Origin of the sequence: Pseudomonas sp. CFBP13508 (assembly GCF_005233515.1) — a bacterium.
In the GTDB taxonomy this organism is placed as follows: domain Bacteria; phylum Pseudomonadota; class Gammaproteobacteria; order Pseudomonadales; family Pseudomonadaceae; genus Aquipseudomonas; species Aquipseudomonas mercuritolerans.
Map to the genome: position 1 here is coordinate 79,270 of NZ_QFZZ01000010.1, position 25,924 is coordinate 105,193.

The following is a 25,924-nucleotide window of genomic DNA, read 5'->3' on the forward strand; positions in this document are numbered from 1 at the left end:
TGCGATCTCCATGAACATTCGATTTTTTCTGGTTGGCAGATGCGGACGACTGAAGGTGTGTTTTGCAAAGGCTGTGCCCGGTCGCGTTCAGGCAAGAAAATGTCGTGCCAGAGCGTTTGCGCTCTCAAGACTTGCACCATGAGGGCACGCGCTATGGGCGATGGTGCGCAGAGGTGCGCCAGATTGGGGCGCGCAAGCGGCGCCGTTACAGAAACGATAAACATGTACCGCAGCCTCACGGCAGCTGCGACACACACTCGTCTGCTCATCCCGATTTTCTGCGCAGGTTTTTATGAATGATGTGTCTGGGCGTTCCGGTCGCGCCGCAAGTTCTCCGAAAAAATTCAAATTGCCCCCCCTTGGCCCGGCGTTCCTGAGCGAAGAAGACGCCGCCTATTGGGTGCATACACGGATCCCGCTCAACCCGGACAAAGAATACGGCAGCGTGATTCTGCGACGTCCCGACGGCAAGTTCCTGGCGACCTCACCCATCGCGGGCGAAGCCACAAGTTTCGAATTTGGCTCCATTCTCGAAAGCGGGGTGCTCGGCGAGCTGCGCCATCCCTTGGGCTACCGATGCATCGCCAGCGTACACAGCCATCCGCCACTGCATGACGAGTTCCGCAATGGCAATCCGCGTCAGGATGAAATGCTGCTCAGGTTGTTCATCAGTTTCTATTCTGCAGGCGACTTTCTGGGTGATGTGTCAGCGCGGGATTTTTTCCGTAGCGCCTATCTTTCCGGCCCTGACGGCAGCCTGCTCAAATATGTGTCGAGCGGCTCCCCGGAGGAGCGCGCATACGTCCTCTGGCATCAGTCCGGCGCGCCGTCCGGTCGGCCTCCAGCGATCAACGATGTGATGGGGCTGATCAACAAACTGGCGACGGTCGGCGAGCTCAAGGTCATTGTGTCGAATGCCGATTGGGGGCACTCGGTGGGGCGGGTACCTGCGGACTGGAAGGCCGGCACGCCTTTTTCGACCGGGACAATCACCGAAATGCCGTTGATGACCCGGGTCTGCGTCAATCCTGAACGCGCCGTACTGGCCGCATTGAAATCCCGTGGCGCACAGAGGTCGGGATTGCTGCTGAAGAAAAGCACGAGCGAGGAGTATGTAGCGACCCACGCGCGCGCTGCACAAGCGACATCCTGGGATCCTGCAAAGGTTTTTCCCGAAGCTGGCGATGGTCAGTTGCGATTGCCGCGAGGCTACGTGCTCGAAGGTTTTTACTTCGCATCGCGGCCCGATCCGGCGCGAGCGCCCGCGACCGAGCAATGGCTGGCAGAGAACTTTTTTGCGCCGCAGGACGTGGCGCTGGCGATCGCCCGTCGGCGCCGCGCATTACCTCTGGCGGCGCCGGGCAAGCCTCTTTCACTGTACATGCAGGCAAGGGACACCGCCATGTTGAAGTACACCTTCAGCGGCAGTCAGGTCGAAGCGGCCTTCAGTCAGGAGCATCCCGACGGAACCGTCAGCGATGGCGGCATCGAGGCGAGACTGTCGAGCGGAACACTTCGACCACGCGAATTCGTGTCGATGCTGATCATCGCCGGCAGGCTGCAAGTGCTACGCGGCAGTGCCTTGTGGTCTCGCCTCGGGGTGCTGGATCTGCAATGGACGCCGTATCCGGATTTCACCTGGCCAGTGTTGAGCCGGGAATTTCTGACGTCCGATGATGCCGCGCGTTATGCCCATCAAGCGGTCGGCAATCGCCGCGACCGGCAATTTGCGGGCTACATTTTCCAATGCAGCAATCAACGCTTCGTGGTCACCGAACCGCTGCCAGGCGATATCGATGTGCTCGGCCAGGGGCGGCTTTATCCCCACGACAACCAAGGACGGGCCATTTTTCCGGATGATCATCGCCTGCACGCGCGCTATGTGTCCCATGTTGCCGTGTCGCAACTGGAACCGGTGGAGGTCGATTATCTGCAATGGACCCCGCACGAAGCCGTGCTCAGTCTGCAGATGCTCAGTGTCGAGGAAGTCCGGCGGGTGCTGCTTGATGAGATTGTCCTGTATGTATCGGCCGCTGCGGACAGTCTGCTGCGCTTTGAGGCCGACGCTTCAGCGCCCGCTGCGGAACTGGGCAGGCGTCTGGGAACCAGCCGGCATCCCGGTGCCCTCGCCACGGAACTGGGCAATGGCAGCAAGCGGCCGCAGGATTTTATCCGTGAGCAAGCGGCGGCCGGTCGGCTGACCAGCCTGGTCGATAACCCATTGTGGGGCTATCGCGGCCGGATCGCCTCGACCTGGTCGGTGCGTGAAGCGCCGCCCGCGCCCGACGCGCCGGTCTGGCCGGTGATTCATCCGTTTTCCCCGGACTACCCTGTGCTTCCAACGCCGGTATTGCCTGGGCTGACCCCGCCAGCGATCGCCGCGCCTCAGTTGATGCTGCCATTGCCGTTGCCGTGGCGCCGACCGGAAACGGTGGCCTACGGTGCGGTGTTCGCTTCAGCCGACGAGGTGGCACAGAGTCAGCATGAACGCGCCAGGCATTGGCAAGAGCAGGTCAACGCCTGCTTCGGGTTCATCCTCAAACACCGGCAAAATGAAGAGTACATTGCCACGGAGCTGATTCCCGTCAGCGATGGGCAGAGCAGTCTGTTTCAACTCAACAGCCTGTTTGCCGCGCGAAGATCGGAGCCGTGGTATCAGTTTCCCGAGGGCTTCGATCTGTACGCCAGCTGGTATTCGCACCGTCGTTCAGATGACCCGAGGAAAACGCCGGATGACTGGCTCAACCATTACTTCATCTCGCCGGACAATCTCACCACCTCGATGTATTACGGACGTCGGCGTCCGGTTGTGGCGTCGCAGCTTCCGGTAGCCCTCTATATCGCAACGTGCGACGGTGCGCTGTTGAAATATGCGAGAAGCCCGTCCAGCAAACTCTTTTATGACGCCACGTCGCAGAGCACGCTCGACACGATCAAGAGCGATCTGGCGTCCGGACACTTGGTGCCTAGCGATTTCGTCCACGAGGTGGCCAACAGTGGCGAACTCTCGGTGATGCATGCTGGCTTGTGCTGGGACCGAACGGGGCTCGTCGGGGTGACCTGGCAGCCATACGCACACCTGCAGCGGCGCTGGCTGGGGCCGGTTTTTCTGACGGCTGACGATGCTGCCATGCATGCTGCAACCCTGCTCGCTGCAGTGAGCGACCGGGTGTTTGGCGGGGTAATCCTGGAGACGGCCGACAAGCGCTTCGTGGCGACTGCGCCGATTGAAGTCAGCCGTGAAGATTTCGACCTTTTCGAAATCTGCCCTGAGGAAAGCCGGACCTATGGATTTTTTCCGCTCGGTTGCCACATCGTGGCGCGCTATCGGTCGCGCGCCGTCCGAGAGGCCTCGCTGGTGCTGTCGCGCGTCCAGAAACAGATCTACCTGAACATGTTTACCGTCGATGTGCTGGAGTCGGCCTTCAACAAACGCGGGGTGAGGGAGGAATATCGGGTTACGGCAGACGGCTCGCTGGTTGCTTACAAACCGGCGTCCTTGCTTGAATTTCTCTTTGCTCCGGACGGTTCAGTGCTCAGGTATCAGCCGCAGGCCGAACTGTTTTCGCAGTTGCTTGGCCAGGGCGACCGGTTCGCGGCCGTCGATGCGAAAGCGATCAAGCAGGGCTTGCGCAGCAGACATCTGCAGCCCGTTGAATGGATCAATGCCCTGGCCAAGGGCGGGCATCTGCAAGTGATCAAGGGCAGCGAGATCTGGGGGTTGCCGCGACAGGTATCGGTGTGGGCACCTTTTTCCGAAGATCTGTTGCCGGCCAGAGAGTATGACAAGGCCTTGAGCAAGCCGCTCTGCAGTGCACTGTTCGTGCAGGCAGACGCTGCCGCCCAATATGTTCATGACGCGTCCGTCAGCAGGGATACCCAGACTTTCGGCTATCTTTTGCGCAACCAGCAAGGCGTATGCCTCGCCACCTTGCCGGTCGAAGTTCAGGGCTCGGCGCTGGCCCTTGATCGCGTGTTCGAAAACGGTGAGCTGATTTCGGGCTTTGCGCTCGACGCGATTTATCTGCGGGCACCGCTACCGCCACTGGGCGCGCGATCCGGCGACGTGCGCGAGGTCTTTCTGCTGCCCAATGATGTTCTGTCAGTCTGCGTTCGAGCCAATACCCCACAGGGTTATCGGCCGATCTACTTCTCATGCGCCGACGGGGCGTTGTTGAAACTGCAACTGCATGCCTTCGAGCCGGGCGAGTTCTACGACCGCCGCGGGCAGATCGAGCTGCGCCCCAATGCATTTGTCTCTGCGGTACAAGCCGCCAACGATGAGCGAGACATCGCCAAAGGCTCGTTCGACTTTCCTGCATATATCCGCCGAATGGCAGCTGCGGGCCGGCTCGAGGTGATCCAGAGCAGTGAGTACTGGTCCAGACATGGCCTGGTGGATGACAGTTGGCAGCCGCGCCAGGCCGATGTCAGCGCTGAGCAGCGCTGGCGAGAAAATCCCGTCCCGGCACTCGGCCCGGTTTTCCATCACCCCGACGACGCTGCACGCTATGCACAGCAGCGAGCGGCCGAGGCCATTCTCGATGTCGGTTACGAGAGTGCAATTCTGGCGCCAGCGGTCGCCAGTCAATTTGTACCGCTCGAACCCATCGCCTGGTCCGCGCAGGATCCGAGCCCGCTGGCGCGGATATTCCGGAAGTCGACGGACTCTTCGGTGAGTTGGCAGCACCCGGCGCCGCGTTATCCCGATGGTTACCATCCGATCGCCGCTCATCAGATGCACCTTTCAGGCAACACCACTCTGGTGCCGGACGCAGAGGGAATCAGAGCCAATTTCGCGACGCCAGAGCTCGTATACGCCCATTCCCACGACCTGAAAAACAGGGGCTTCGATATTCGGCATTATTTCTATTCGACGCCGCACAATGTCCTGCTCAAATACACGCCTTCCTATTCGGCTGCCGAGCGTGATCTGCTGTTGACCCGGTCGGTGTTTTTCGAGAACGGCCGATGGACCAGCCACCTGAGTCCGGGCGAATTCGTTTCCCGGCTTATGGCGCTGGGCGAGTTCCGGGTGTTGGTCGCCGGTTACTACTGGGCTCAGACCGGGCGCATGGGACGTGCCTGGAAGGTGCAGCGCAAGCAGCCATCGTCGCCAGGCACGGTGCGCATCCGCGACGAGTTGTAATTCGCCGCGGCTGGCTCCGGGGAGCGTGCCGCTATTGGCGGCCGCTCCTCATGGCGCATCGCTCAAGTCGAGGCCCGCGCACTCCGGCCAACACGCGACAGCAGCAGGCGATCAAGCAACCAGACCACCACCAGCGAAGCCCCCACCAGCGGAAACACCACCGCCAGCACCAGCATGATCGCCACGCCGGTTTTCCACTTCGGCAGATCATGGCGCAGCGGCGGCACACCGAATTTGCCTTCAGGCCGACGCTTCCACCAGATCACCACGCCACTGACGGCGCTGAGCAGAATCATCAGGCAGATCAGCAGCACGACAATCTGGTTGAAGGTGCCGAACATCTTGCCTTCGTGCAGCATCACGCCGATTTCGGTAGCGCGAGCAACGGTGCCGTAGTGCTCGAAGCGCACATCGGCGAGGACCTTGCCGGTGTACTGATCGATATGCAGGGTGGCGTCGTTGCGCGGGTCATCGGCGAATACGGCGATGGTGAACACGCCGGTGGCGGTGGTCGGCAGGGTGATGCTGTAGCCGGGTTCGACCTTGCGTTCGCTGGCGATGTTCTGCACATCCTGCAGGCTGACTTCGGGTGCAGCGGGGCCGGCATGGGCATTGCCGTGATTCATGTGTTCGGCGTGGTCGCCGGACATCGGCATCGGTGTGTTCTCCATCGCCCATGGCACGGTCTGGCGCGTGGCGCTGTTGAGGCTGCGCGCTTCAACGTCGGAGGTCGGCACGTTGTTCCACATCGCGGCCGGGAACACGTTCCATACCGCCGCATATTGTTTGCCCCAGAAACCGGTCCAGGTCATGCCGCTGAGCAACATCACCAGCAGCAATGTAGCGCCCCAGAACCCGGTGACCGCATGCAGATCGCGCCACAACAGCCGACCGCGGCTGCTCAGGCGCGGCCACAGAATGCCTGCTGCCTGACCGCGCGGCCACCACAGAAACAGCCCCGACACCACCAGCACCACGCCCCAGCCAGCGGCCATTTCGATCAGCCGATCGCCGACCGTGCCGATCATCAACTCGCCGTGGATCGCGCGGGCGATGGCTTGCAGATTCTGCTTGGCATCCTGCTCGCCGAGGATGTCACCGTGATACGGATCGACGAATACGTTGAGTTCGTGACCTGCGTTTTTCACCACGAATTGCGCGCTGCGCTGGGCGTTCACCGGCGGCAGGTACTGAGTGACCTGGCCCTGCGGATAGGCAGCTTTCACCCGTTGCAGCAGGTCATCGGCCGGCACGGTGTGGTGCCCGGCCGGTACTTCGAGCAGGCTGCTGTACATCAGCGAATCGAGCTGCGGTTTGAACAGATAAATGATCCCGGTCAGGGCCAGCATCACCATGAACGGCGCGACGAACAGCCCGGCATAAAAATGCCAGCGCCAGGCCAGGTTGTAGAAATTGGGTTGAGGCTTTTGCATCACGTGTGCTCCGCTGGGCGAATCATTTTTTTAAGATCAAAAGATCGCAGCCTTCGGCAGCTCCTACAGGTCGTACGCGATCCCATGTAGGAGCTGGCGCAGCCTGCGATCTTTTGACTTTTCTTGTCAGAAACTCATATCCACTTTGGTCCAGAGCGTGCGCCCCGGTTCATTAATTGCCTGTGGGTCATTGGCCGGGTAACCGAACCCGGCGTTGCCAGCCAGATTCAAGTGTTCGGCGTAGGCTTTTCCGAACAGGTTGTCGACGCCGCTGCTGACCTTCCAGTGCTGGTTGATGCGGTACGCGCCGTTGAGCGAGAACACGCCGAAGCCCGAGCTCTGGTCGTAGTCCTTGCCGACCACGTTGCCCTTGTTCGCGTCGATGCGGTGCTGCGCGGCGACCACTCGCCAGAGTGCGCCGGCGCTCCAGTTGTCTTGGCTGTAGGTCAGGCCGAAACGCGCGTCCGGCGGCGGCATCTGCGGCAGTGCCGAGCCGTCACTGCTGTTCTTGCCCCAGGCGTAGGCCAGGGTCGCATCGGCTTTCCAGTTGTCGGTGAGGTTGTAGGCAGCACCGAGTTCGCCACCCATGATCCGCGCATCGATGTTCTCGGCGCGCGAAGTGCTCATGCCCATCATTCCCGGCGTGTAGTCGAACAGGATGTAATCGCGTACCGCACCGATGTAACCCGAGGCCCAGGCTTCGAGGTCGGCGCTCTTGTAGTTCACGCCAAAGTCGAACTGCGTGGTCTTTTCCGGTTTGATCGAGTCGAACGCATTGACCGATCCTGCCGGGCCGGACTTGGGCGAAAACAACTCCCAGTAATCCGGGAAGCGTTGCGCGTGGCCGAGGCCTGCATAGAGCGTGGTCGGGCTGTTGGCGAGGTCGTGCTCGTAACGGATGAAGCCGCTGGGCAGGGTGTCGGCGCGGGTGTCGTCGGCGGTCGGGTTGGCGCGGCTCATCATTCCCGAACCGGTGGTCTGCCGGTAATCCTTCGCCGAAGCACGGTCGACACGGGCGCCAGTGATCAAGCGATCACGCTCGGCGGCGTACCAGGTCATTTCGCTGAACACGCCGTAATTGTGGAAATCGGCGTCCTTGCTGTACGGCAGCTGCTTGTAGGTATCGACGCCCATTGCACTGCGCTGACGGTGCTCGTTGGTCTGTGCGTCGAGACCGGTGATCAGCTGAACATCAGCCCAGCGCCAGGTTGCTTTGATCCGTGCACCGAGGGTGCGCCGATCAACGTTGGACGCCATGGGCCCGGACATCATGCCGGTGCCGGACGGCGTGCGCAGGGTGTAGTTGTCCATCACATGGTCGGCGTAGTTGTAGTAGACCTGCGCCTCGAGTTTTTCCAGCACCTCGCTGATGTTGGATTTCTCGAAACGCAGGCCGAGGCTTTCGCGCAGGAACTGCGAGCCGTCCATGCCGCGCCCGGCATACCGCGCCTCGCCGTCGCCCTTGCCGGCGGTGAGTTCGATCAGGGTGTCGGCATCCGGCGTCCAGCCCAGTGCGACATCGCCGTTCCACTTGTCGTAACGCGAGGCGACGATGTCGTTGTTGCCATCGCGGTAATCGTCGGAATGCGCGGTGTTGCCGATCACCCGCAGGTAACCCTGAGGGCCGCCGGCAGCGGCATCGATGACCTTGTCGAAACGGCCGTGGGAGCCAGCCAGGATGCTGGCGTTGACGCGAGTACCGAGTTCGCCGAAGTTCTCCGGCTCACGGTCGAACAGCACCGTACCGGCCGATGCGCCCGGCCCCCAGAGGACCGTCTGCGGGCCTTTGATCACCGTGAGCTTGTCGTAGGTTTCCGGCGAGATGTACGAAGTCGGCGCGTCCATCCGGCCAGGGCAAGCGCCGAGCATCATGCTGCCGTTAGTGAGGATATTCAGGCGCGAGCCGAACATGCCGCGCAGCACCGGATCGCCGTTGGTGCCGCCATTGCGCACCAGAGCGAAGCCGGGAATGGTCTTCAGATAATCGCCACCGTCACTGGCCGGCACCGGTTGGCGCGGATCCTTGGGGTTGGTGACGATCGTCAGTGGCGAGCTTGGGGCGATGGCAGTGATCACCGTCGGGCTCAGTTCGTTTTGATGGCCGGCGTGATCGTCGGCCAGCGCCAGCGGTGTCAGCAGTACGCCGCAAAGGACGGCAATAGCGTGCCTGCAACGAATCCGCGATTCATTCAGGGCAAAGTGCGCGCGGGCAGATTCCGCGAAGGGGACAGCAGTAAACCTGGACATGACAATTTCCATCGAACAGTCGTAAACACCACGGCCGGCAGCGTGAAGCTGTCTTCTCAACCGTGTGCAGTCAGAGGTGCGTGTTTACGTGGCGATGGGCGGGGCGCGGGTGCGGGCGCCGGGGAAGAAGGGTTGGCGGGCATGGCCCAGACGCGGGGAGGATGGGGTAAAGGTGTCGGGCGGCGGGATGTTGAAAGTGACGAAATCGCCGGCGCCGGTCAGTGCCGGGCAATTGAACAGCAGGCTGCAATAGCCGCATTTTTCCCACAGCACGTGATGCGAAGATTGCGGCGGGCAATGCTCGGCCGCAGGCTGGGCTGCATGGCCGCTGTGATCCATGCCGGGCATGTCCATCGACATGTCCATGCTCATTGGCATCGATGTCGAGGCGTGTTGATCCATCGGCATCGACTGAGAAATCAGTGGACCGATGAAAATCATCAACATGGCGAACAGGGCGATCCAGCTGCCACGCGTCAGCGCTTGAGTCTGACGGTGATGCGGGACGGGCCTGACGCGCAACGGGCGCATGGGCGAAGTCAGCCGGGTCGGTTACTGAGCGTGAACGTGGCCCTGGGCGGATTCCGGCGGTTTTTTCTGCACGGCGACATCGACGGTGACATCTCCGGCTTTCTCGAAGTGCAGAGTCATCGCAAAGCGCTTGCCGTCGCTGAGCAGGCTGCGATCAGTCGGGTTGAGCAACATTACGTGGTAAGCCATCGGCGCGAAGGTCACGGTGCCGCCGGCGGGGATTTCCACGCTCGGTACTTGCTGCATCTTCATCAGATCGCCCTGCATCACGTGCTCGTGTAGCTGCGCTTCGGCGGCAATCGGCGAATCGACGGCGAGCAGGCGATCGGCGCTTTTGCCGGTGTTGTGGATAATGAAATAGGCGGCGACGGTCGGCGCATTGGGCGGCAGTTCCTGCGACCACGGGTGGGCGATTTCCAGCGCACCCGCCTTGTATTCATGGGCATGGGCGAAGCACGCCGGCAACAACAGCGCAGCGAGGACGAAGAGTTTCTTCAACATGGCAGTTCTCCAGAACGATTTGAAACGCGGATTTTTGGCGCGAACAAATCAGACCAGAGGGGAAGCACGGGGATTGAGACTCGGCCATTGCTGGCGCGGCGTCGGGGCTTGCAGGGAGGCGGGCGCAACGCTGCGGTTGCTTTCAAATTGCGCGAAATACAGCTGCGGCGAATGCCCCGGCAGCGCCAGCATTGGCGCCCCACCTGAGCAACACCAGCAATGCTGCATGTTCGAATGGCTGTCGTTCTGCGGGGCCTTCTGATCCGTGGCACCGATGTCGATCGCCACCATCTTCATGCCGCTGCCGGTGCAGAAACTGCTCCAGAGTATCTGCTCGGCCGGTGAACTGGCCGCCTGCGCCATCGCCCCGCTCAGCGGCATGGCGAGCATGTTGAACAGCACTGCAAGGCAGGCGATCCAGGCAAATGCTAACCGGCGTCGGTTCATGGGACAGGTCCGTTGGGTGGGCGATCAGGCGCGGCCCATTTAGCCTGATCAGGGCCGATAAGTAAAAAAGCGTCGTGCGGTTTGGTGTCGCAGTGCTTGCTGCAACAGTTGTAACAGTCTGCGCCCCGTTTCGATTTCGCCGTTGTGAATGAGTGTAGCGGCTTCGATTCGCAATGCCTGGGCGAAATCCGCATCGGTCTCTATTCGTGCTCGTATGGTCTGCATAACGTCTCGACCTGCTGCTCGGTTAAGTTGCCCATCGCCCGAATCTTCCAGTGCACATCCTTCGATGTACTGGCCAAGATCGGCAGGAGTTTTCAGATAGTCCCGAACATCAAAACGAAGAAATTTCTCGGACATTGAATATCACGCCTTTGGGTTCAAAGGCCGAAGGGTAGGTGGTGTGCCTGAACGCTGAAAGTCGGTGTTGTTCTGAATTGATGTGGGTGGTGTCTGGCCGGGTTGTAGGAATCGAGACATAAATTCCGCCGAGCCGGAGTCATGTGGGAGCGAGCCTGCTCGCGAAAGCGCTGTGTCAGACAATGGAAGGCTACTGGTGCTGACGTCTTCGCGAGCAGGCTCGCTCCCACAAAGGGCCGTGCCGATTCAGTGGGAAAGGGCAGCGAGGACTTCAGCGACTGATTCAAACTCCTGATCAACCCCCGGCAACCCCGGTCGCTTCAACACCAGCACCGGCACTCCCCGCTCACGTGCCACTTCAAGCTTCGGCTCGGTGGCGCTGCTGCCGCTGTTCTTGCTGATCAATACATCGATCTGCCGGCGCTCGAACAGCGCTCGCTCGTCTTCCAGCAAAAACGGGCCGCGTGCGCCGATCACTTCGCAGCGCGGGTTGCCGGGATAAACGTCGAGGGCGCGCAGGGTCCAGAACTGGTGGGCGGGGATTTCGTCGAGGTGTTGCAGCGGTTCGCGGCCGAGGGTGAACAGCGGGCGGTGGAACGGTTCCAGCGCTGTGATCAGTTCGGCCCAGTCAGCCACCTCACGCCAGTCATCGCCCGCTTGCGGTTGCCAGGCGGGGCGGCGCAAGGCCCAGCAGGGGATGCCGGCGAGCTGTGCCGCGCGGGCGGCGTTGGCGCTGATTTGTGCGGCGTACGGGTGTGTAGCGTCGAGCAGCAGATCGACGCCTTCATCGGCTATGAACTGCGCCAGACCCTCAGCGCCGCCATAGCCGCCGACCCGAATCTGGCAGCGCAAATCGCTCGGCACCCGGCCAACGCCGGCGAGGCTGTAGATATGTTGCGGGCCGAGCGTGCGGGCAATCGCCAGCGCTTCAGTCACGCCGCCGAGCAGCAAGATCCGCTTCATACAAAACCTCTGGCATGTCCGACTATCCCGCCCTGACGATCAATGGCAAACACCTCGACCTGGACCTGCGCCGGCACTACGCTGCGAGCGAAATTCAGCGCATGGCGACAAACCTCATCCCCCAAAGCAATGCCCGCCGCACTGGCCAAGGCCAAGGCTTGTTGGCTGGTATTGGCTTCGCGAATGCCTTGCTGCAACGCCGAATCCGCGCCAATTGCCGCCGCCCACTCGGCCAGCTGCGGCAAATCGATGCTCGAATGCCGCGAATGCAGATCCATATGCCCGGCGGCGAGTTTGCTGATCTTGCCGAAGCCGCCGCACAGGCTGAGTTTATCCACAGGTACTTTGCGCAGATGCTTGAGCACCGCGCCGACAAAGTCACCCATCTCGATCAGGGCAATTTCCGGCAGGTCGTAGACCCGGCGCATGGTGTCTTCGCTGGCGTTGCCGGTGCAGGCGGCGATGTGCAGATAGCCGTTGGTTTTCGCCACGTCGATGCCCTGATGGATCGAGGCGATGTAAGCGGCGCAGGAAAACGGCCGGACGATGCCGCTGGTGCCGAGGATCGACAGGCCGCCAAGAATGCCCAACCGCGGATTCATGGTTTTCAGCGCCAGTTCTGCGCCGCCCTCGACATTGACTGTGACCTCGAAGCCGGCGCCGTAGCCGGTTTCGGCGGCGAGCAAGGTCAAGTGATCGCTGATCATTTTGCGCGGCACCGGATTGATCGCCGGCTCGCCGACGGCCAATACCAGACCGGGTCGGGTCACCGTGCCGACGCCGACTCCGGCGTTGAAGCGAATCCCCGGTTCGGCGGACAGTCGCACCTGTGAATAAAGCAGTGCACCGTGGGTGACGTCAGGGTCATCGCCGGCATCCTTGATCGTCCCGGCTTCGGCGCCGCCCTCGCTCAGGCGACAGAACTCCAGGCGCATCTGCACCTGTTTGCCCTTGGGCAAAGTGATGTGCACCGCGTCGGCAGCGATGCCGGTGAGCAACAGGCGCGCGGCGGCGAGGCTGGTGGCGGTGGCGCAGCTGCCGGTGGTGAGGCCGCTGCGCAGGGGCGCGGGTTGTTCGGCGGTTTCGTCACGCATCGAGGGGTTTGACCAATTCCAGCAGGGTGATCGGCAATGCCTGACGCCAAGTATCGAACTCGCCGAGCGGTTGCGCCTGGGCGACATGGATGCGCGTCAGCTCACCGCCGTACTGTTCGCGCCAATGCATCAGGGTGACTTCGCTTTGCAGGGTCACGGCGTTGGCCACCAGACGGCCGCCGGGCTTGAGCTGATCCCAGCAGGTTTCGAATACGCCCTCACGGGTGACGCCGCCGCCGATGAAAACAGCGTCGGGACGTTCAAGGCCATCGAGCGCTTGCGGCGCCTTGCCGCGAATCAGTTGCAGGCCGGGTACGCCCAGCGCATCGCGGTTGTGTTCGATCAGTTGTTGACGGCCCTCGTCGGCCTCGACCGCCATGGTCCGACAGCTTGGGTGCGCACGCATCCACTCGATGCCGATCGAACCGCTGCCAGCGCCGACATCCCAGAGCAGTTCGCCGGGCCTCGGCGCCAGGCGGGCAAGGGTGATGGCGCGTACGTCGCGCTTGGTCAACTGACCGTCGTGGCGGAACGCCGAATCGGGCAAACCGGCGAGACGCGACAGGCCGGCAACACCGGGGTCGGCCAGGCACTCGACAGCGACGACGTTGAGGTCGGCGACCGCCGCATCGTCCCATTCACTGGCGCAGCGGTCGATACGCCGCTCGGCGGCACCGCCCAGATGCTCCAGAACTGTCATGCGACTTGGGCCGAAACCACGCTCGCGCAGCAATTGCGCAATGGCGGCCGGGCTGCTGCCGTCATTGCTCAGCAACAACAGACGCACGCCGCTGAACAGATGCGCATTGAGCGCCGCCAGCGGACGCGCCACCAGCGACACAACCGTCACCTCCTGCAACGGCCAGCCCAGGCGCGCCGCCGCCAATGCGCAGGACGAAGGGGCGGGAATGATCGACATCTCGTTGCTCGGCACCTGCCGCGCCAGACTGGCACCGACGCCGTAGAACATCGGATCACCGCTGGCCAGCACGCAGACCGGCTCGCCACGCGACTCGAGCACCGGCGCGAGGGAAAACGGACCCGGCCACAATTGCCGCTCGCCGCCAATGCACGGCGGCAGCAGATCCAGCTGACGCTGGCCGCCGACGATCCGCGAAGCGCCCAGCAGAGCACGCCGGGCATTCTTGCCCAGGCCCTTGAAGCCGTCTTCACCGATTCCCACGATCGTCAGCCAGGGTGACATCTATATTCCTCAAAACGTGGCGTTCCGACGGGCAGACTTTTCATGCCGCCGGACAAAGCAGGCATAATACCGCGCCTTCGCCCGCGAAGCGCCTCTGCCACGCAACCGGTCAGCCCCTTGAACGAACGCCCGATGTCCACCGCCTTACGCCCCTCGGCCTGCCCGGGGTTGCTGCGTATCGTCCAGGCACTGGACGGCGGTATCTGTCGGATCAAGCTTGATGGTGGTTCGATCAGCGCGGATCAGGCCGATGCGGTGGCCGCTGCCGCCGAAGCGTTTGCGAGCGGTGCGATCGAAGCGACCAATCGCGGCAACCTGCAGATTCGCGGCATCGGTGCGCAATCGGCGGCGCTGATCGAGCGCTTGCTGGCCGCTGGCCTTGGGCCGAAGAACGCTGCCGGCGACGATGTGCGCAATCTGATGCTCAGCCCGGCCGCCGGTATCGATCGGCAGATGCTGATCGACACGCGCCCGCTCGCAGGGCAAATCCTCGACACCTTGCAAAGCCATCCGCGCTTCCATGAGTTGAGCGCCAAGTTCGCCGTGCAGCTCGATGGCGGCGAAGCGCTGGCGATGCTCGAACATCCGCATGATCTGTGGCTGTCGGCAGTCGAGCGTGACGGCGATGTCCTCTGGGCATTCGGTCTTGCCGGTTGCCCGACCGATCGCCCTCTCGGCGCTGTGACTCAGGACAACGCTCACGCACTGGTGGTCGCCGCGCTGGAACTGTTCCTCGACCTGGCCCGGCCAGAGCAAACACGGATGCGCCATCTGCTCGACGAGTTGCCGAGGCTCGCGTTTCTGGAATCGTTGCGCGAGCGCGTATCGCTCAAAGCGATCAGCAACTGGCAGCGCCCGACGTCGGCAGACGCGCTGCACATCGGCGCTCATCAGCAAAACACGCAAGGTCGTTGCTACGTCGGCGCGGTGCCGCCACTGGGCCGACTTGATCCGGCGATGCTGCGTGGCGCGGCGCAACTGGCCCGACAGTCTGGCGATGGCAGTCTGCGCTTCACGCCGTGGCAGAGCCTGCTGCTGCCGAACGTGAAAGCCACGGATACCGACAACGTGCTTGAGCAGTTGCGGGCGTTGGGTCTGTTGACGACCGAGGCCGAACCACTGGCTCGCCTGATCGCCTGCACCGGCGCCGATGGCTGCGGCAAAGGCCTTGCCGACACCAAGCAGGATGCCTGGCAACTGGCACCTTTGCTGCCCGCAGGGCTCAGCGTGCACCTGTCGGGCTGCTCGCGCTCCTGCGCCGCCGCCCACTGCGCGCCAGCCACGCTGCTGGCCGTTGCCCCCGGTCATTACGACCTCTATTTTCGCGATGCAGCACAGCCCGGATTCGGCACGCTGCACGCCTGCAACCTTACTATTGAAGCGGCCGCGACCCTGCTCGACGCCCGCTCCCGGAGCCCCCTTGATGCTTGATTACATCCGCGACGGTCAGGAGATCTATCGCAACTCCTTCGCGATCATTCGCCGCGAGGCCAATCTGGCGCGCATTCCCGCCGATCTGGAAAAACTTGCGGTGCGGGTGATCCACGCCTGCGGCATGGTCGAGGCCATCGACGGTCTGCAATTCTCCGAGGGCGCGGGCAAGGCCGGGCGCGATGCTCTGGCGGCCGGTGCGCCGATTCTCTGCGACGCGCGGATGGTTTCCGAAGGCGTGACCCGCGCGCGCCTGCCGGCCAATAACCAAGTGATCTGCACTTTGCGCGACGACAGTGTGCCGGAGCTCGCCCGTGAGCTGGGCAACACCCGCTCGGCCGCCGCGCTGGAGCTGTGGCGCCCGCACCTCGAAGGCAGTGTGGTGGTGATCGGCAACGCACCAACCGCGCTGTTCTACTTGCTGGAAATGCTCGACGCCGGCGCGCCAAAACCGGCACTGATCCTCGGATTCCCCGTGGGTTTTGTCGGCGCTGCCGAATCGAAAGCGGCACTGGCCGCCGACAGTCGCGGCGTGCCGTTCGTGATCATGCAAGGCCGCTTGGGCGGCAGCGCCATGGCCGCCGCCGCCGTCAATGCCCTCGCTACGGAGATCGAATGATGCAGGCCAAAGGACGTCTGATCGGCCTCGGTGTCGGCCCCGGTGATCCGGAACTGATCACTGTCAAAGCCTTGCGCCTGTTGCGCGAATCGCCAGTGGTCGCGTATTTCGTGGCCAAGGGCAAGAAGGGCAATGCGTTCGGCATCATCGAGGCGCATCTGGTCGAGGCGCAGAATCTGCTGCCGCTGGTCTACCCGGTGACCACCGAAGCGTTGCCGGCACCGCTGTCGTATGAGCAGGTCATCAGCGATTTCTACGACGAAGCCGCTGTGGCGGTCGCCGAGCATCTGGATGCCGGCCGCGACGTGGCGGTGATCTGCGAAGGCGACCCGTTCTTCTACGGCTCCTACATGTACCTGCATGACCGCCTCGCCAGCCGTTATGAGGCTGAAGTCGTGCCCGGCGTGTGCTCGATGCTCGGCGGCGCTTCGGTGCTGGGAGCGCCGCTGGTGTATCGCAATCAGAGCCTGTCGGTGCTTTCCGGCGTACTGCCTCACGAAGAACTGAAGCGGCGTCTGGCCGATGCCGATGCGGCGGTGATCATGAAACTGGGGCGCAACTTTCCCAAGGTGCGTCAGGTGCTGGAGGAACTCGGCCTCGCCGAGCGTGCGTTGTATGTCGAGCGCGCGACCATGGCCAATCAGAAGATCGTGCCGATGGATCAGGTCGAGCCGATGTCCTCGCCGTACTTCTCGCTGATCATCGTCCCGGGCGAACGGTGGCAAGGTTGATGAGCCAAGCGACTCCCGCCATCGTCATTCTCGGCCAGGGCAGCCTCGCCACGGCGCGGCGCATTCAACAGGTCTACCCGGCGGCGCAGGTCCATGGCCTTGCCGGACGGGTTGAAGGCGCCGACAGCCGCTATGAGGAATTCGGCGCGACCCTGCGCGCGTTGTATCAGCAGGACACGCCGATCATTGCCCTGTGCGCAGCCGGCATTGTCATTCGCACGCTGGCGCCGCTGTTGCTGGAGAAAGGCGCCGAACCCGCCGTGCTGGCGGTGGCCGAAGACGGCAGCGCGGTGGTGCCGTTGCTCGGTGGCCTCGGCGGGGTCAACGTCATGGCCCGGGAGATTGCGGCGGCGCTGCAAGTCGCGCCGGCGATCACCACCAGCGGCGAATTGCGCTTTGGCACCTGCCTGCTCAATCCGCCAAGCGGCTACGCACTGGCTGATCTGGAATCGGGCAAACGCTTCGTTTCCGATCTGCTCGCCGGGCACAGCGTGCGCATCGAAGGCACGGCGCCGTGGCTGGATCAGGCGCAGTTGCCGCAGGATCCGCAGGCGCAGCGGTCGATTCATGTGAGCAGTGCGCAGCGGGTGGCCAGCGCCGATGAATTGCTGATTTACCCGCGCAGTGTGGCGGTGGCAGTGAGTGCTGAGGTGGCGGATCTGCCGAACGCCATTCGCGCTGCGTTGCACCAGGCCAGCGTGGCCTTGCCGGCACTGGCGTGTCTGGTGGCAGCGGACGCTGAAATGGCCGCATCGAATCTGCGCGAGGCTGCGCTCGAGTTAGGCGTGCCGCTGCGCTTCGTCGCAGCGCAAAACGATCTTCAGGCGTTGGCCCGAGTTGCAGTGCCTGCGGCGAAGGTGATCAGCGCAGAACATCTGGCGATCGCGATTGCCGAGCAACCGCTGGACGTGTCGCAAATCGGCCGTCCGCGCGGTCGCCTCGCGGTCATTGGCCTTGGCCCCGGCGCCGCCGAACTGATGGTGCCCGCGGTGAAAGCCGAACTGGCCCGCGCCACCGATGTACTGGGCTATGAAACCTACGTGCGCATGGCCGGCCCGTTCCGCGACGATCAAGTGCAGCACTGCACCGACAATCGCGAAGAAATGCAGCGTGCCCGCCATGCTTTCAGGCTCGCCGCCGAAGGCCGCTCGGTGATCGTGGTTTCCTCGGGCGACCCGGGCGTATTCGCCATGGCCGCCGCGGTGCTCGAAGCCCTGCACGAATCGGACGATCCGGCGTGGCACAGCGTCGATCTGGAAATCCTCCCGGGCGTCTCCGCCTCGCTGGCCACTGCGGCTCAGGCCGGTGCGCCGCTGGGCCACGACTTCTGCGTGATGTCACTGTCGGACAACCTCAAGCCCTGGGCGATCATTGAGAAACGTCTGGATCTGGCCGCCGAAGCGGATCTGGTCCTGGCGTTCTACAACCCGATTTCCCGGGCGCGCCCGTGGCAACTGGGTCGGGCGCTGGAGATCGTCGCGCAGCACCGCTTGCCTGAAACACCGGTGGTGCTCGGTCGGGACATCGGCCGACCGGGGCAGACGCTGCGCACCACGACGCTGGGCGCGTTGACGCCGGAACAGGTGGACATGCGCACGATGGTGCTGATCGGCTCTTCGACCACCTGCACGTTTGCTCGTGCCGGGGGCGGTGACTGGGTTTATACGCCGCGTTGGTACGGGGACAAGCCGCTTTGCTGAACCTGACGCCGAGGCAAGTTGTAAACAAGTTGCCTCGGCGTGACATCCAGTCAAACATCACTGGCAGGTTCTTCAGTCTTCAACTGAGCGCTGCAAGCGTTGGTCAGGCTGTTGACAGCGTGCGAGTAATAACCCCAGCATGAACTTATATATTTCCGGATCATGCGCATAAGCAACTACATCGTTGGTGTATGTTTCCCGGGAAATTATTTGAGTCTTGTGCTTTTTGAAGTCGCCTCGCCGACAGCATAACTTCATTCGGATTCTTTAATTGAATCAGGTGAAGTCTTATGGGTGTCATGGAACAGTATGTTGGCGAGTCGGGTTTCATTTCCGCTGAAGACTTCTCAACGCTGAAACGAAACTTCAAGGAGTTCTCCGCTTCTGCCGACTATTTACAACTGGTTGAGATATACGAGCGCGGGGGGCAGGCGGCGAGCCTTGCGGAAAAACTGCAGGCAATAACCCTCTTTCTCGCCTGTTTTGATCGCTTGGCCAACCGCAAGTCGGCGCGTGGCTCCACGGCCGTTTACACAGTGGCAAACAGACTGCGCGGTTATGCGGTGCGCTTGACGAAGACTGTGAGCATGCTCAGCGACGCAGCCCCGCCAGTGCCGAAAATCATGCATTTTGTCTGGGTCGGCGGCAGTGAAGTTGGCAGTATCCAGCGTGATTACATGAACATTTGGCGCCAGGTTCTGGCCGCCGAGGATTACCGGTTCAGTCTCTGGTACGACAGTGACGCCTTGCTCGCGTACGAGATGAACCGGGTCATTACCGACAGCGCCAGAGTCGATGCGATGGAATCGGGCGGTGACACAATCAGCAAGCCCGCTGTATTGGCAAAGATGATCGAAGATCGTGCGCGGGTATTGAAGCGCGAGATGTTCGAGTTCCTGCAACAACCGCAATGGCGAGGCGACGCCGATCAGGCCCGTATCGAGCTGATGGTGTGCGCTTACGGTAAAGACCGTGCGACTCTGGAAAACTTTCGCCAACACTGCCTGCAAACCCATCAGCAAATGGCGGGCGACGACTTGCAGTTGCGTGATGTTCGCCGGGAGTTTGCCGGGCATTTTCTGGAAGATATCTATCAGCGTGAAGTGGCCATGCGCGGCAACTTTGCAGCGGCCAGTGATGTTGTGCGCTTGCAGGCTCAATACCAGGAGGGCGGTCGTTACAGTGACATGGATTACTTGCCGCCGTTGGTTGAAAAGCTGGGCGATGTCGATATCAGCAGTTACAACGCAGAACAACGTATTGGCGTGTTGCAGGTGTTGCTCAATAACGATGAAACATTGATGCCGGGTCGCGATCGTCAGCGTTATCTCGACAGAATCGGCACCATTGCCGCTGCGGATCTGGCAGCGTTGCAGACGTTTGCTCGCAATAAACACCGACCTGGCGAAATCTTTGTCGCCCCGCAAGAGCACTCGGCGCCGCTAGATGCGATGCGTCTTGGCACTGCTCATGGTATCCCCGTGGCGGGAGAAATGAATGCGCATATTCTTGCCCACGCGGAAAGTGGCATGACCATGGCGTACATGCAGATGATCCGCCTCAATTATGACTGTCTGCTGGAGGTCGAGCGTCGCGTGATTACCGATAGCATCGATACGACAGACGCAGGGCGGCTGGTCGCGGTTATTCAGAACGTGGTGAATGAAGCACTCGCGCAGCAGAAGTTTCCGGCTTCAACGATCCATTTCGCCGCTGGCAGACTCATCGAAGCTATCCATTCCTATTATCAGGACGGCATCAGAGTCGGCGCTCGCAGCACGATCACTCTTACCGGGCCGGGTGCCGCCGCAGCCGGGTTGACCAAATACATTGAAGAGTATCTGCTGCCTGAGCAGATCGATGGCATTCGCAATCATCTGAAGTTGGTTGACGGCTACAACGTGTTCACCGAAGAGGAAATGATTTCCGGCTGGACGGTTAATGACGATGAGACGCAATGGCTGGCCAATGAGCAGGAGAAATGGCGCAGCGGCAAACTCAAGTCGCGTTATACCGGCCAGCTGGCGGATCTGCTCAAGCCGCAACAGACGCTGACGTTCAAGCAGGGCTGGCCGGTGGTGGGCGGTAAACCGGTGTTGCTGACGGCGGTCTTGCAGCAATGGATCGATGACCTGGGCGAACCTTTTGTCTACGCCATGCGCGAAAAAATCAGCGGTGACATCACCTTCACCGATGCTGTTTCCATCGGCTTCGAAACGCGTCAGTTGATCCGTGCGCAAACGGTAAGCGAGTTGCCGGTTTCCCATGGCGCCGAAACGTCCAGCAATCTCAACGAATTGTTCAGCCGAATCGCCCACGACTCGCTGCCGCTGGAGCAACTGAGTCCGTTGGTGCGGGTCCTGCTCGGGGGGATTTTCGGCGCGGCCAGTCTCGACGAGGCGGGCTTCGCGGCTGCCTGGCAAACTACCCGCGAGCTTGCCGTTGAAACCGACGGCGACGGCACGTTCGCGCGTTTTGACGCCATCGAAAAAGCCATTCGTCAGCGCCAGGGGCCGGCCCTCGAGGCCGCCCTGATGCGCGGCGCGGCGCATCCCTTGCTGGCGGCGCGCGAGCTCAAGGTCCAGGCGCTCTTCGAACCGCTGACGGTGCGGCAGTGGGGCATACGTATCGGGCAAATCAATCGCACCGCGCAGCGCGAGTACCGCACCCGGATCCTTGAGCGCAGCGCGCAGGTGCGCGAAGTGTTCGTCGGCGCAGGAGCCCTTTGCGCCAGGCAATTGCCGCAGGATTTGCTGATGCAGACGATCAGCGACCCCGGGCGCCGCTGTTACCCGCTGGCGCTGTTGACGGGCGCGGCGTTGGTGGCAGGCGAGTCAGCCGAGCGCACACTGGTGGGGCGTGCCGCCACGGCAGATATTCACCCTGAACAAACCGGCTCAAGGGCTTTGCTCAGTGCGCTGAATGAACTGCGCAGCTTGCCGACCAGCGCCATCGGTGAGGCGCGCGGCCTGCAAAATCTGGACACGCTGATGCAAACGCTGGAGGCGAAGGATGCGTCTACCGTTCTGCTGCTCGACACCGGTGATCACGCGTTGCTGATGGCCAAAGTGCAGGTGGACGGCCAGTTCGTTTACCGCTTCTATGACCCGAACTTTGCCATCTATGCGTTCGCTGAAGGTGCCCATGCCAAGCTCGCCGTGGAGCGTTATCTGGGCGCAGGCGACAGTGCGCTGGCGAAGCTTTATGGACTGGGCGACATGGCCGGGGCGAAGTTCAACGTGATCGAACTGAACACCGAGGTGATCGCCGCACGCAGGCTCTCGTCGGGGTTGCGCGTGGACACTTTTCTGCACTCGCCTTCGAGCGACTCGCGCCGTGCTTCGGTCTGGGCCAGGCAAGCGCTGGCGCGCCAGCGGTCGCTCAGCGAAAACGCGCGGATGGGCGCAAGCCTGGCGCACGTGGATGCGCGTTACTGGGCACAGGCATTCAGCGATGCCACGCAGCAGTTGCGCAGTGCCCACTCGCTCGGGGGGGAATATCTGCCGCTGCTGGATACCCTCAAGCCCCAGGCGGACGGCACTTTTTCGCTGACCCTGGCCGACGCGCAGAAACCGCATCAGACACGAATGGCAAGCACTGCCGATCCGCGCTTCGAGCAGCTCAAGCAGCATCTGGAACGAATGGTCAAAGCCACAAAAGCCGCTGCTCCTGGCGAATCTGACGGCGGCAGCCGCCTGAGTTTCGCCTTTGCGCTCCAGACCCTGATCACTGAAATGCGTTATCGCGAATACCAGGCCGGCGATCAAGTGCCCGCCTTGTCGATCGCGCTGCAAGTGCAGACCTACGTCAGTTATGCGCAACTGGGTTTCGCCGTGGTCAGCGATAGCGCTCAGGTGATCAATCTGGTGCGACAAGTGGCCGCCAGTGAACAGGCACTGCGCCTGAGCCAGTCAGCGCTGGCCGGCCGGGTACTCGGGGCGGCAGCCACCGGTGTCGGCTTTGCATTTTCGCTGGTCAACATCGGCTTCGACATTTACAACCTTTCGCTGGCGGAGAATTACGAGCAGCGTTCGCGCTTATCTACGTCGCTGGCATTCAATGTCGCGGCGTTGGGGCTGGATATTGTCGCACTGGCCGCCGGTGGAGCAGTGGGCGCAGCGGCGGCTGTCCTGTCCGTGCCGCTGCTGGGTGTCGGCATCGGTGCGACGGCCATTGCCAGCAACCTGGGGCAGATCGCCGACAAGGCCACCGAGGTCGGCAATCATTTGCGTGCCATCCACAACGCTTATCAGCCAGGCGCTTTCAGGTTGACCGACGGGGTGTTGCACTTCCCGGCCGAAGCCGTGATTACCCACCTCGATCTGCAAGACCGACAGGTGCGTTTCGACAGTCAGCGGTTTTATCCGTGGAGCGGTGGCCCATTTGAATTGCCGCAGTACAACGATGATCCGAAACTGGTCCATCTTTCCCTGAACATTCGCCAGGCCTTTGGCCTGCCCGAGCGTGCAGCGCTGAACCTGCAGGCTGATACTGTGCTGTTGCCCTGCACGCCGCTGTGTTACTACGGCTACGAATACCAGTTGGGCGGTGCCGGCCATGTCTACGAGCCCCTGCCGGGCGAACAGGTCGAACCGCGCAGTGCCAGTGAACGTCCCGAGCCGAGCTGGTTTTCGCATTTCAACTCGTTGGGAGCGCTGGGCGATGCGCTGAGGGTAGAGCTGGACGAGCGCATCCACACCCGCTACCCGCAATTGCGCAACCGCCTGGCAGACAAGCTGGAATATGACGAACACGGCAGACAGCACTTTTACCTGCACAGCACGCCGTCGCTCAAACACATTCTCTACAAGCTCCTTCCTGTCTACAAACCGACGACGATCAGCGTGCAACTGGATGATCAGGTTCGCCAGATAGCGGTTGCGACCCTGCCCGATGAATGGCGGCAGAAACTCTCCTACGAAATTTCCGCTCCGCCAGGGCACCGTCAGCTGCGCCTGACTCCTGGTTTGAAGCAGGTGACATTGACCGGTTACGGCAAATGGCGGGTGCATGCGCCTTGGGTCAGTGTCGAGCAGGTCAGTTTCGGCACCACACCTTCACCGGAAGGTGATGGCGCGCGACTTTATCTGGCGGGGCGCCATTTGACGGTCGACGCTATCGTGCTGTCGGCTTTCGAGGGAACGATCGAGCTGGCCGGCGGCGAGTTGTTTGAGCTGGACTGGCAACGCAATGCATTGCGCCTGGTCTGCGTTACTCTCGGCGATACCAACAACTCAGGCGAAGTGATGGCCCGCCTGGGCAAACTGGATCGTGAACAACGTCTCACTGCGGGCTACCTGGCGCTTCAGCGATTCAACGTGCCGTTGCAACCCGCCACCCGCCCGCTGCGCACAACGGCCTACTACGACGTCGCGCAAAAGCGCCTGTTGTACGCGCGGGACGTACCGGTTGACGTCCACGAAGGCTTGTTGCTGGGTGCCGCCACCGCTGATCACGCGTGGTTCTATCACCCCGATCACGCTACGGTCTGGCGCGTCGATGCGATCAGCGGCCTGGTCGTGCGCCGCTATCGTTTACTGAGCGTCAAGTCCGCCACGAAAATCACCGCTTTCAGGCAACTCGCGGACGGCACTTTGCGTGTCTCGCAACAGTTGATTGAACGAAAGGACGTGAACGTACGCACCACGCTTGAATTTCATCTGACCGATCAGGGCGTGACGCTCACAGATATGAAGATGTGGACGGACGATCTGCAAGACTCTTTCCTGAAGCCGGAGCCGGGCACCAGAACAGCGTTTTTGCGCTACCGCCAGAAGACACGTCGCGCCTACGCTGACGGGGCCACGACCATGGCCTCGGCGATCCGCACCTGGACCTGCGCGCCCTATCTGCATGTTCAAGCTTATTGCCTCGATAAACTGCTCGAGCGAGCGTGGATCGGGGTCCGTAACGGTCGATACTTCGGGGCTGACACCGTCAGCGACACAGACCGAGTGCTGCTGATGCCCACATCGTCTGATCCGGGCACCGCGCTGCTGTTCTACAGCAAGCAAAGCCGCATGCTCAGCCACGGCATCGAACTGTCCGACAACGTTTTCTGGCACAAGGCGCTGGCCAGGGACGTGGTCGATCTCAGGCGCATCGGCTACCGCTACCTGGCTACCCTGAACGATGGTCGATTGTTCGAAATCGACCTTAACGCCAGGGACGATAACTGGCTGTCCGAAATCGACGGAAACGTTCTGCAGTTCGTTGGCCTCAGCCAGCGTTGGCTGCAACACAATCCCGACTGGCTGGCAGCGCTGCCGCCGCTGGCCAAGGAATACAGCGGTGCAGCGTTTGCGATTGTTGGCCTGCACGCTCAGGCCGGGCAGCCATTTCTGGCCGCCTGGTGCATTGACGAAAAGCTCGTACTGATGGATGCCAGGAGTAGCGGCGAGCTGACCTTGTTGGGGTTGACGCCGGACCGCGAGGCCGTCTGGCTGCTGAATGCGGAAGCCGGAACATTGTGGCGCCAGAGGCTGGTGTCATTCGAAGAAGCCCGCGAGGCGTTCGGTGGCACCAGCGTTGTCCGGCATCGGCAGACGTTGCCACGGGCCGAACCGGTCTGGTCTTCGTGGCTGTTCAGCGAAGTGTTGCCCCACGGCAATGGTTTGCTCGGTCGCACGCGAGACGGCGTGACGCTGCAACTGCAAGATCGGCAACCGGCACGAATTGTCGGCACGGAAAACCACTGGTCGCACGTTCCCGGACAGACCTCTGAACAATTGCGCGAACGCCTGAAGCAACTGCTGGATGGACAAGCCCATGCTGCGTTTCTGCCCGTGGAAAATACCGGTGATCGCTATCAGTACTACGCGCCGGCGCTCGACAAGCTTTTTGTGGTGAGCGCAAGGGACGATGGCAAATGGGCGACTTTTCTCGGTACGCACAATGGTGCCGATCCGCTGTTGTTCGACCCGATCGACGGGTTGATCTTCAGCGCCGCAACGGCGGACCGCTTATGGTTGCCGAACAGCTTCGCTCAGCGTGACGACAACGTCATGTCGCTACAGGTAAGCGATGACCTTACCGATGTGCAGCCATTGCTTGTCGACGGCGTGGACACGTTGATCCTGACCTTCGGTTCGAGCACGGAGGGTTATCGTATTTCGACTGAAAGCTGGCAGCGTCTGGATTGCGTTGTTGTCGATGCACGGCGTCCATCGGCAGTGCAGGCGGCGGAGCCGGGCCTGCTGGTGCTGGATCTGGATGAATGCGGGCATTTTCTGATATCGAAGGTCGATGCCGATATGCTGTTTGCCGATCCGGACAGTGGCCACACGCTGATCGTCCGCCACGCCGAAGAGCAGGGTGCCTGTGAGCTGGCGCTCAGGGTGGCCGGTCGCCCCTGCCAGTTCGCCTTGACGCAGTGGATGCGGGCATTCGCAGCAGTGCAGGGCAGCGATGCAACTGTCAGTTTGTCAGCGGTGGTTGAGCAGTTGTCCTGACGGGGCCTTTCACCTGGGCGATAAAAAACGCCGCGGACGTTAACGTCCGCGGCGTTTTGTTTT

The 25,924-nt window shown here is 61.9% G+C and carries 15 protein-coding genes; 6 read left to right on the top strand and 9 right to left on the bottom strand.

Annotated elements, in window-relative coordinates; translation table 11 throughout:
• Positions 1-292 precede the first annotated feature (292 nt).
• A complete protein-coding gene (locus PspCFBP13508_RS23935) occupies positions 293-5,149 on the top strand; it encodes a DUF4329 domain-containing protein (RefSeq protein WP_137215870.1) in 4,857 nt (1,618 codons plus the stop codon).
• Positions 5,150-5,211: 62 nt separating this feature from the next.
• Here the strand turns inward: PspCFBP13508_RS23935 and PspCFBP13508_RS23940 are convergent, their stop codons facing one another.
• From PspCFBP13508_RS23940 to cbiE, 9 genes are all read right to left on the bottom strand, one after another.
• A complete protein-coding gene (locus PspCFBP13508_RS23940) occupies positions 5,212-6,582 on the bottom strand; it encodes a PepSY domain-containing protein (protein ID WP_137215871.1) in 1,371 nt (456 codons plus the stop codon).
• 126 nt (positions 6,583-6,708) lie between these two features.
• A complete protein-coding gene (locus PspCFBP13508_RS23945; protein ID WP_137215872.1) occupies positions 6,709-8,829 on the bottom strand; it encodes a TonB-dependent copper receptor in 2,121 nt (706 codons plus the stop codon).
• An 84-nt stretch (positions 8,830-8,913) separates the two neighbouring features.
• Positions 8,914-9,360 carry a DUF2946 domain-containing protein gene (locus PspCFBP13508_RS23950; protein ID WP_137215873.1) on the bottom strand — a complete coding sequence of 149 codons (447 nt, stop codon included), beginning with the start codon at positions 9,358-9,360 and terminating at the stop codon, positions 8,914-8,916.
• Positions 9,361-9,381: 21 nt separating this feature from the next.
• Entirely contained in the window at positions 9,382-9,861 is a 480-nt protein-coding gene (locus PspCFBP13508_RS23955) for a copper chaperone PCu(A)C (protein WP_137215874.1), read from the bottom strand.
• A gap of 48 nt (positions 9,862-9,909) precedes the next feature.
• A complete protein-coding gene (locus tag PspCFBP13508_RS23960) occupies positions 9,910-10,308 on the bottom strand; it encodes a DUF2946 domain-containing protein (protein WP_137215875.1) in 399 nt (132 codons plus the stop codon).
• A 48-nt stretch (positions 10,309-10,356) separates the two neighbouring features.
• On the bottom strand, positions 10,357-10,668 hold the full coding sequence (locus PspCFBP13508_RS23965; RefSeq protein WP_133337093.1) for a hypothetical protein: 312 nt from the start codon (positions 10,666-10,668) through the stop codon (positions 10,357-10,359).
• 246 nt (positions 10,669-10,914) lie between these two features.
• A complete protein-coding gene (locus PspCFBP13508_RS23970; protein WP_137215876.1) occupies positions 10,915-11,631 on the bottom strand; it encodes a cobalt-precorrin-6A reductase in 717 nt (238 codons plus the stop codon).
• On the bottom strand, positions 11,628-12,725 hold the full coding sequence (locus PspCFBP13508_RS23975; RefSeq protein WP_137215877.1) for a cobalt-precorrin-5B (C(1))-methyltransferase: 1,098 nt from the start codon (positions 12,723-12,725) through the stop codon (positions 11,628-11,630). Before PspCFBP13508_RS23975 ends, PspCFBP13508_RS23970 begins: the two co-directional genes overlap by 4 nt.
• Positions 12,718-13,929 carry a precorrin-6y C5,15-methyltransferase (decarboxylating) subunit CbiE gene (gene cbiE / locus PspCFBP13508_RS23980; RefSeq protein ID WP_137215878.1) on the bottom strand — a complete coding sequence of 404 codons (1,212 nt, stop codon included), beginning with the start codon at positions 13,927-13,929 and terminating at the stop codon, positions 12,718-12,720. The genes PspCFBP13508_RS23975 and cbiE overlap by 8 nt, the downstream gene beginning before the upstream one ends.
• Before the next feature lie 132 nt (positions 13,930-14,061).
• On the opposite strand from cbiE, the gene cobG reads away from it, so the two are divergent.
• The 5 genes from cobG (at position 14,062) to PspCFBP13508_RS24005 (ending at position 25,861) form a co-directional block, all read left to right on the top strand.
• Positions 14,062-15,360 (top strand): precorrin-3B synthase, encoded by a 1,299-nt coding sequence (gene cobG, locus PspCFBP13508_RS23985; RefSeq protein WP_343287077.1) that lies wholly within the window; start codon positions 14,062-14,064, stop codon positions 15,358-15,360.
• Positions 15,353-15,979 (top strand): precorrin-8X methylmutase, encoded by a 627-nt coding sequence (locus PspCFBP13508_RS23990; protein ID WP_130910593.1) that lies wholly within the window; start codon positions 15,353-15,355, stop codon positions 15,977-15,979. The genes cobG and PspCFBP13508_RS23990 overlap by 8 nt, the downstream gene beginning before the upstream one ends.
• On the top strand, positions 15,979-16,710 hold the full coding sequence (locus PspCFBP13508_RS23995) for a precorrin-2 C(20)-methyltransferase (protein WP_039757046.1): 732 nt from the start codon (positions 15,979-15,981) through the stop codon (positions 16,708-16,710). The genes PspCFBP13508_RS23990 and PspCFBP13508_RS23995 overlap by 1 nt, the downstream gene beginning before the upstream one ends.
• Positions 16,710-18,410, top strand: a complete 1,701-nt coding sequence (gene cobJ, locus PspCFBP13508_RS24000; protein WP_137215880.1) for a precorrin-3B C(17)-methyltransferase — start codon at positions 16,710-16,712, stop codon at positions 18,408-18,410. The genes PspCFBP13508_RS23995 and cobJ overlap by 1 nt, the downstream gene beginning before the upstream one ends.
• A gap of 587 nt (positions 18,411-18,997) precedes the next feature.
• A complete protein-coding gene (locus PspCFBP13508_RS24005; RefSeq protein WP_241669548.1) occupies positions 18,998-25,861 on the top strand; it encodes a TcdA/TcdB pore-forming domain-containing protein in 6,864 nt (2,287 codons plus the stop codon).
• The last annotated feature ends 63 nt before the right edge of the window (positions 25,862-25,924 follow it).

Bases quoted from the DNA above. Each gene is read 5' to 3' on its own strand.
- PspCFBP13508_RS23935 (WP_137215870.1), top strand. From the start codon at position 293: ATGAATGATGTGTCTGGGCGTTCCGGTCGCGCCGCAAGTTCTCCGAAA.
- PspCFBP13508_RS23940 (WP_137215871.1), bottom strand. From the start codon at position 6,582: ATGCAAAAGCCTCAACCCAATTTCTACAACCTGGCCTGGCGCTGGCAT.
- PspCFBP13508_RS23945 (WP_137215872.1), bottom strand. From the start codon at position 8,829: ATGTCCAGGTTTACTGCTGTCCCCTTCGCGGAATCTGCCCGCGCGCAC.
- PspCFBP13508_RS23950 (WP_137215873.1), bottom strand. From the start codon at position 9,360: ATGCGCCCGTTGCGCGTCAGGCCCGTCCCGCATCACCGTCAGACTCAA.
- PspCFBP13508_RS23955 (WP_137215874.1), bottom strand. From the start codon at position 9,861: ATGTTGAAGAAACTCTTCGTCCTCGCTGCGCTGTTGTTGCCGGCGTGC.
- PspCFBP13508_RS23960 (WP_137215875.1), bottom strand. From the start codon at position 10,308: ATGAACCGACGCCGGTTAGCATTTGCCTGGATCGCCTGCCTTGCAGTG.
- PspCFBP13508_RS23965 (WP_133337093.1), bottom strand. From the start codon at position 10,668: ATGTCCGAGAAATTTCTTCGTTTTGATGTTCGGGACTATCTGAAAACT.
- PspCFBP13508_RS23970 (WP_137215876.1), bottom strand. From the start codon at position 11,631: ATGAAGCGGATCTTGCTGCTCGGCGGCGTGACTGAAGCGCTGGCGATT.
- PspCFBP13508_RS23975 (WP_137215877.1), bottom strand. From the start codon at position 12,725: ATGCGTGACGAAACCGCCGAACAACCCGCGCCCCTGCGCAGCGGCCTC.
- cbiE (WP_137215878.1), bottom strand. From the start codon at position 13,929: ATGTCACCCTGGCTGACGATCGTGGGAATCGGTGAAGACGGCTTCAAG.
- cobG (WP_343287077.1), top strand. From the start codon at position 14,062: ATGTCCACCGCCTTACGCCCCTCGGCCTGCCCGGGGTTGCTGCGTATC.
- PspCFBP13508_RS23990 (WP_130910593.1), top strand. From the start codon at position 15,353: ATGCTTGATTACATCCGCGACGGTCAGGAGATCTATCGCAACTCCTTC.
- PspCFBP13508_RS23995 (WP_039757046.1), top strand. From the start codon at position 15,979: ATGCAGGCCAAAGGACGTCTGATCGGCCTCGGTGTCGGCCCCGGTGAT.
- cobJ (WP_137215880.1), top strand. From the start codon at position 16,710: ATGAGCCAAGCGACTCCCGCCATCGTCATTCTCGGCCAGGGCAGCCTC.
- PspCFBP13508_RS24005 (WP_241669548.1), top strand. From the start codon at position 18,998: ATGCTCAGCGACGCAGCCCCGCCAGTGCCGAAAATCATGCATTTTGTC.